This window comes from Paenibacillus albidus (assembly GCF_014644435.1).
Classification (GTDB): domain Bacteria; phylum Bacillota; class Bacilli; order Paenibacillales; family Paenibacillaceae; genus Paenibacillus_AQ; species Paenibacillus_AQ albidus.
This window is the reverse complement of record NZ_BMKR01000083.1, coordinates 1-6,667: the sequence shown is the minus strand read 5'-3', so window position 1 is coordinate 6,667 and position 6,667 is coordinate 1. Positions and strand designations below refer to the sequence as shown.

The following is a 6,667-nucleotide window of genomic DNA, read 5'->3' as shown; positions in this document are numbered from 1 at the left end:
TGAACGTAAAAAGAAACCCAGAGTCAAAGAAATGACCTGGGTTTCTCGACAATCTGACCATGAAGGATCGCTTAAGCGATCTTTCATGGTTTTATTTTTTTATTTTAGTACCAAAGAAAAGGACCGGATTGGAAAATCGTCATATACAAATTAGTAGCAGCGGTAGCAGAAATTCCAAGAGTTGCTGCACCACCAATGCTTATTTCTACATTACCAGTAACTGATTGAACACCACCGTTATTATAAAATTTCCCGTCTGCAATGTAGTAAATGGTATTTGCATCTTGAAGATTCACGTAAAGGGTACCAACATAAGTCTTTGCGGTGTAAGTAGAACCATTATAAAACAATGTATTCATACTAGAGTTCATGATTTTTAAAATACCATGAAAACCTGCACCTTCAGTTGTTTGACAGTAGAACTCGATTGATGGTCTATAGTAGGAGTTATCAACCATCGAGCATTTTGGTTACAGTTCTATATGTGTTTAAGCGTGCTGCCGCTTCTCTACTTTCTAACGAGCTTCTATTATTGGCATCTGAATTATTTAGAATGATAGCAGAAGCTTCATCCTCTGTGATACCTTGTTCTTCAGACATGAGTGAAACCATTTCATCGTAAGTTAAAACATCACTTACGATTACATCTTTAGACAATTCATCAAAATCATTTTCCAGATCGATAGTTTGTGCAATAGCAGAAGCAGGACTTTCTTCAACACTACTAGATGCACATACAGGTGATCCTACCGCCAAAAGACAAACAGATAAAGAAGTTAGTAATAATTTTTTGAAACTCATTTTTATCACTCTCTTTCATTATTTGGAATATTTATATGGCAATATACATGGATTATTTTTACAAGGTAAAATATACCAAAATTCCAAATTTTCCATTCTATGAATTATTTAAAGTAATCAGCACGTTTAATCTAGCTAGTTAGAAACAAACCGCAAAAATGAATCTACTAATGATGTATAAGCAGATGCACAGCATTTATAATTAATGAATGATCGCATACCTCCCTAGAGGATTTAAATGATGCAATATCATTGTGCCATCCCGGGGAAAGATCGCTGCGCTCTCGATGAAAGTTAAAGTACAATTTCGTTCGTTTCATCTTGTCGTCTTCTCTATACAAAGGAGTTCTAGTTGTCGGCAAGTTTCTGGAGGATCTTCACCGTTACGAATATGACATCGCTCCTGAAACTCCTGTACAAAGACTCCTTTTTCCAGAGGATAAGCCCAAGCTTCGAAAAACATCTATTGACCAAATTGACTACATTCCAGATTATGTTTTAGAGCAATTATTCACCCATATTAATGACTTACCTAAAGAGATAACTCCTATCGTATGGGTTGCCTTTAAAACAGGGCTACGCGTTTCCGATGTGTTAGGCTTAACTTCGGGCTGCTTAGTAAAACTAAACGGCAAATACTCCATTGTAACAGATATTGAAAAGACTTATGTTCAAGGTCATCGAATTCCCATTGACGAAAAGTTGGCGGATATTCTTGCAGTTCTCATTCAACATTCAAAAGAAAAAAGCAATCAAGATAATAATCCAGAAGGATTAATTTTTGTTCGTTATCGTGGCGCTCGCAAAGGAAGGCCATTCAGCCAGCATTGGCTTCTGAGACAATTAAATGAACTGGCTATGAAAAAGAATATCACCGATGAAAATGGGAATGTATTTCACTTTAAAACCCATCAGTTTAGACATACTTATGCAGTAAAGATGCTAAATGGTGGAGCGGACATTCTGACTGTCCAAGAGTTGTTAGCCCATGCTTCTCCTGAAATGACCTTGCGGTATGCAAAGTTGTTGGATGATACGAAAAGAAAGGCTTTTGAAACTGTAATCAATCAAGGTGTTTTTAGCTTTGACCTTAACGGTGATGTGCAAGAAATTAAAGTGGGAGAAGACATTCCTGCAGAGATCTTAAATGCGTTATGGCAAGACCATAAGTTGAATGCAATGGATAACCCTTATGGGACATGCCACGCTCGTTTAAAAGGTGAATGCCCTCACATGGAAGCACCACCTTGCTTAACGTGTAATGGAGGAAGCCCATGTAAAGATTTAGCCATAGGCTTCTCTGAATTGGATGTACAGAAATATGAACTGCATATTAAAACCACTTCAAAGGCTATTGAGGCAGCAAAACAACATGGTCGTGAAGATATGGCTGAGAAGAATGAGAAAAATCTACTACGTTTTCAGGGGATTCTAACTAACCTTCAAGAAGGCAATATCATTTTCGGTAGACAAGACCGTATAAAAAGAAAGGTGAGTGCTGGAAATGGCTAATTACGACCGTACAGCTCATCTGAAGAGAATCCATGCCCAACGGAAGGCGAGTACCTTAGAGAAGGTAGATCAGGCGATTAAACGCCTCTTACGAGCCAACAAGAGCATTAATTTCAATAGCGTATCAGAAGAATCGGGTGTATCGAAAGCGAGTTTATATAACCATTCAGATATCCGCGAGAGGATCGAATCCTTACGCCCTCAACAATCACAAGCACCTACTCCAAAGCAAATCAAGCGTGAGATGAATGATGCGAATAAGGATATACTCATCGAAACGTTAAAACGCAAAATCAAAGCACTGGAGAACGAGAACAAAGAATTACGAGAAGAAATGAAAAAGGCTTATGCTCAGATTTACGAAAAATTTTAGTTGCACTTCATTGAACGGTAAGAAAAGTAACATTCCGCAAAAAATATCAAAACCGAGCGTTTCATCTGTCGTACAGTGATAATATCTCTATGGAGGCATTAATGTGAACTATAAAGATTCGGTAATCAAGGCCATTTCCTATATTGAAAATCATCTGACCGATGAGAGTTTAAGCGCCAAGGTTTCGGAAGCTGCCGGCTATTCGCCTTACCATTTTCACAGGATCTTCCTATCAGTTACCCGATCCTCCGTCTCAGAGTACATACGCAAGCGGAGATTGACGCACGCGGCATACGATTTATTTCATACCAACCAAAGGATCATAGATATTGCCATCCAGTACCGATTCGAGTCCCAGGAATCCTTCGCCCGAGCCTTTCGGAAAATGTTCTCCATCTCGCCAGGACAATTTCGCAAGCAAAGGGACATGAAGGACACGTTGTTCCGGGCCATGGAGAAGCTTCCTTTGGATGAAGTGGGGCTGCAACATTTGCATAAGGGCTTTTCCCTCGTGCCAGCTTTTGTCTGCCTGGACAATCTGCATTTGGTCGGCATGTCGATACCGGGTGTCAATTCGGACAAGGTCGGAATGCTATGGCGGAGCTTTAGGCAGCGTGTGTTTGAAATTAAGCGAAAACCGGATACGGAAGACATATTTTATGCGGTCATTGAACTTACGGGCGAGCAATGGGAAGTCACTTATACCGCTTGTGTCGAGGCGACCAGCGAGGAGAGTACGGTTCTCTTGGGAATGGTCGCTAAGCTGCTACCAGCGGCAACTTATGCGGTTTTTACTCATAAGGGGACATTAGCGAGACTCAACGATACGTTCCAATACATTTACGAAACGTGGTTACCCCAGTCAGGCAGCGTTCGTACGAATGCCCCGGAGTTCGCGCGTTACGACCAACGATATCTAGGACCGACGAACGAGGATTCGGTATTGGACATATATATTCCCGTTAGCTCGCCATCTTAGGAGCGTATCTCTCAAGGAGAGGAAGAAATCAAGATGAACAAAAAAGCAGAAATTAATGAAGGATACGCAGGATGCTGCGAGGTACAAATTACAGAAAACTCATTGAGGGTGACCTTTCCTATGATCGTGATGTATCCGACAGACGCACCGGAACAGGCTGATCGTCTAGGGCCGTACTCGTTGGAAGTGGCCAGAGACGCAGCGCCGAGGGAGGGAAAGTTTAGGTTGGTCCTCATTTCACACGGTACAGGCGGTTCGCCGCTTGTGTACTGGTCGCTTGCTCGGCATTTGGCACGCAGCGGCTTTATCGTTGGCCTGCCCGAACATCCGCACAATAACCGCAACGATAATAGTTTGGAAGGTACGGTCCAAAACCTCACCTATCGACCCCAGCACCTTCGCATGGCAGCCGACTGGTTTTTTGAAGATGAGAGGTTTAAGGGGCTTATCCAGCCGGGAAGCCTCTCGGTCATCGGGCATTCCATGGGCGGCTACACCGCGCTGGCAGCAGCTGGCGGCGTCCCGACCTCCTTCCCTAATGAGAGCCCAAATGGGAAGCCGCAGCAAATCGATGTCCTTCGCGATTCGCGAATCCAGTCCCTGATTTTGCTGGCCCCGGCGTCCGTTTGGTTCCGGAATGAGGGGGCATTAAGCGACGTTCGTCTCCCCATTCTCATGCTGGACGCGGAGCGAGACCCGTACACACCTCCATTTCACGCACAGATCATCTTGAAAGGTGTTGCCGAACCACGGATGATTCGCTATCGGACGGTGGAGAATGCCGGACACTTTTCCTTCCTGAGTCCTTTCCCAGCTGCGATGATTTCACCCGCCTTTCCCCCCTCACAGGACCCACCTGGCTTTGATCGCGTGCAATTTCACGAAACGCTGAAGACTGAGGTAGTACAGTTTCTGTTGACTTATGATTAGGAAACGAAATGTATCGCAAGCGTATAAGTGTGCACTACCCATCGGGAGGGAAATATGATGTTTAATAAAAACGGGGATTTTTTTGACAGTACTGGCAAGTGGGGCTACATATTTCATTGGAAGCCGTTCGACAAAGGTAGATTCGGTGGGGTATTAAGCTCCCTCGAAATGATTCAGTTTCCTCACTCAGGCTCATGAATTCGCAGGATTTCACCAAGAGGATAGTATGAGCGAAGAAGGACACGAAGGAGCTAATCGTTGGGGATTGTAGAGAGGGCATGCGGAAACAAAGGTGTGATGTTCAACACCCATATCATTCCATATAGTGCACGTCTCCACGTAGCCCTAGCGATTCTCGCTCCCATGTCTCAACGGGTCATAGCCCTTTCATTCCTTCGTCATATCTAACTAAGGTGTGGAGGTCGGTCTTTCTAACGGAACGGGTCCGAGCCCTTTTGCGTAACGTCTCCCGATACTCCGTGCTTCTTGTCATCCTGCGAATGCATGAGCTGGTGAGGGTAAACTGGCATTAGGCTGCTTGCGGGAAGACTTTGATCGAGTTGTAAGCCTCACTGCTCTTAGCCAAGCCCACTAGCATTCGTGCGACTTTACCGCATAATTTCATAATGGACTTCATTTTCTTCAACTTCTTTACCTCGACGTTATGATGGTGTAAAGCCCTAACATCCGGATTGGTCATCACCATGCACATCGTCATTAAATAGAGAAAGCGTCGCAGACGTGGGCGGCCTCGTTTGCTGAGCACCATTTTTCCACGCCACTTCCCGGAACTTGCAGCTAGATTCAGACCAGCATGTCGTAGGAAAGCATTTCCGTGTGCAAATCCGCTTAGATCACCAGCTTCGCCTAGTATACCGGCTAAGCTCGTTGCATTAATGCCCCGGATTTCAAGCAACTTCTGCGCGTAGGGAATACGTTCGAGGATGAGATGGAGCTCAGTCTCAATCTGTTCCAGCTGGCGCTGTGCCAAGTCATATTCCTCAAGCAGTTGGTTCAGATGAAGCTTGTAAGCGTGGAGTGCCTGAGTTGCGCCAACACTGCATTTTGCTAGCATAATGAGCTGCTCTGCGCGTTTCAACACCGGTATGACGCTTCACATATTGCTTCCAGCCAGCGAGGACTTGTTCAGTGGTTAACTTGCTTATTTCCATAGGTAACGGAAAGAGCCTGAGCGTAGCGATCGCACTGGTGCAGGTAAGGATTTTAAAGACCTGCCGCAGTTCAGGGAACACAATGTCTACCCAGCGATGAATCTGGTTAACAGCACTGTTGAGCCGTTTGGTGACGGTGTCCCGGTTTGCCATGAGAATCCGCAGTTCCTCATAGGCTTCGGAATTGAATCGGACAGGGGAGTAATACCCGTTTTTGACCATATCTGCGATGACGAGCGCATCTTTTCGGTCACTTTTGGAAGGGGTATTGTCGCGGTTTTCCTTGTTCTTTTTGACGAGGTGAGGATTCACGAGAACGGCCTCAATGCCTTGGCCTGAAAGCCAGCGAGCCAAGCTCAACCAGTAGTGTCCGGTGGGTTCCATACCAACGATGACTTTGCTCAGGTTGAAAGAGTTGAGCAGATCCTGAATCCATCGACCGAACAGCTGAAATCCCTCATGATTACTACCAAACTCTAGCGGTGACCCCAAAGCAATGCCCCTAAAGCTGACCGCACGAGAGACGTGAGCCTCCTGGGCGATATCTACACCGATAACTAGATGCAAAGAGGAAATGTTTTCAATGAGTTGATTTTGTTTGTCCTGCGATTTAAACTTCATAGTAGAGCGACCTCCTGGATGATGGGTTTTTGGGACAATGATCCCGTGCGTAACCCCATCGTACCGAGGCGCTCGTTTTTTTTCAAAGCTCAGAATTAATCGTATTACAGGAATCTAATGGGTAACGATAGTTAAACATAAAGGGTTCCACATATTAGTCATGCATAATATGTAGAGCCCTTTATTTTACTTGATTTTTTTAAGTTTAGGTCTTGATAATTTTCAGTCTATATAAACCGCAATTAAGTTTATAACTTGATAAGTAGACGATCAATCGTT

At 44.4% G+C, this 6,667-nt stretch carries 5 protein-coding genes and 2 pseudogenes; 4 read left to right on the top strand and 3 right to left on the bottom strand.

The features are described from left to right. Positions 1–104: 104 nt before the first annotated feature. Both IEY53_RS34400 and IEY53_RS34395 read right to left on the bottom strand, forming a co-directional pair. Positions 105–458 (bottom strand): hypothetical protein, encoded by a 354-nt coding sequence (locus IEY53_RS34400; protein WP_189032806.1) that lies wholly within the window; start codon positions 456–458, stop codon positions 105–107. Further along, positions 451–801 carry a hypothetical protein gene (locus IEY53_RS34395; protein WP_189032805.1) on the bottom strand — a complete coding sequence of 117 codons (351 nt, stop codon included), beginning with the start codon at positions 799–801 and terminating at the stop codon, positions 451–453. Before IEY53_RS34395 ends, IEY53_RS34400 begins: the two co-directional genes overlap by 8 nt. A 351-nt stretch (positions 802–1,152) precedes the next feature. Here IEY53_RS34395 and IEY53_RS34390 point away from each other — a divergent pair. The 4 genes and pseudogenes from IEY53_RS34390 to IEY53_RS34375 all read left to right on the top strand — a co-directional run. Next, positions 1,153–2,313, top strand: a pseudogene (locus IEY53_RS34390) (tyrosine-type recombinase/integrase); the annotation flags it as partial. Next, complete coding sequence (locus tag IEY53_RS34385) at positions 2,306–2,686, top strand: DUF6262 family protein (RefSeq protein ID WP_189032803.1); 381 nt, start codon at positions 2,306–2,308, stop codon at positions 2,684–2,686. The pseudogene IEY53_RS34390 and the gene IEY53_RS34385, both read left to right, overlap by 8 nt. Positions 2,687–2,789: 103 nt before the next feature. Continuing rightward, positions 2,790–3,665: an AraC family transcriptional regulator gene (locus IEY53_RS34380; RefSeq protein WP_056038926.1), complete on the top strand. Its 876-nt coding sequence runs from the start codon at positions 2,790–2,792 to the stop codon at positions 3,663–3,665. A 33-nt stretch (positions 3,666–3,698) separates the two neighbouring features. Continuing rightward, the gene (locus tag IEY53_RS34375) at positions 3,699–4,595 is read left to right on the top strand and encodes an alpha/beta hydrolase family protein (protein ID WP_189032802.1); all 897 of its coding nucleotides are present in this window, start codon (positions 3,699–3,701) and stop codon (positions 4,593–4,595) included. 529 nt (positions 4,596–5,124) lie between these two features. On the opposite strand, the pseudogene IEY53_RS34370 reads toward IEY53_RS34375, so the two are convergent. Then, positions 5,125–6,388, bottom strand: a pseudogene (locus IEY53_RS34370) (IS110 family RNA-guided transposase). Positions 6,389–6,667: the final 279 nt, after the last annotated feature.

What these genes read in the sequence shown, in the direction of transcription:
- IEY53_RS34400 (WP_189032806.1), bottom strand. Translation starts at nt 458, where the DNA reads ATGGTTGATAACTCCTACTATAGACCATCAATCGAGTTCTACTGTCAA.
- IEY53_RS34395 (WP_189032805.1), bottom strand. Translation starts at nt 801, where the DNA reads ATGAGTTTCAAAAAATTATTACTAACTTCTTTATCTGTTTGTCTTTTG.
- IEY53_RS34385 (WP_189032803.1), top strand. Translation starts at nt 2,306, where the DNA reads ATGGCTAATTACGACCGTACAGCTCATCTGAAGAGAATCCATGCCCAA.
- IEY53_RS34375 (WP_189032802.1), top strand. Translation starts at nt 3,699, where the DNA reads ATGAACAAAAAAGCAGAAATTAATGAAGGATACGCAGGATGCTGCGAG.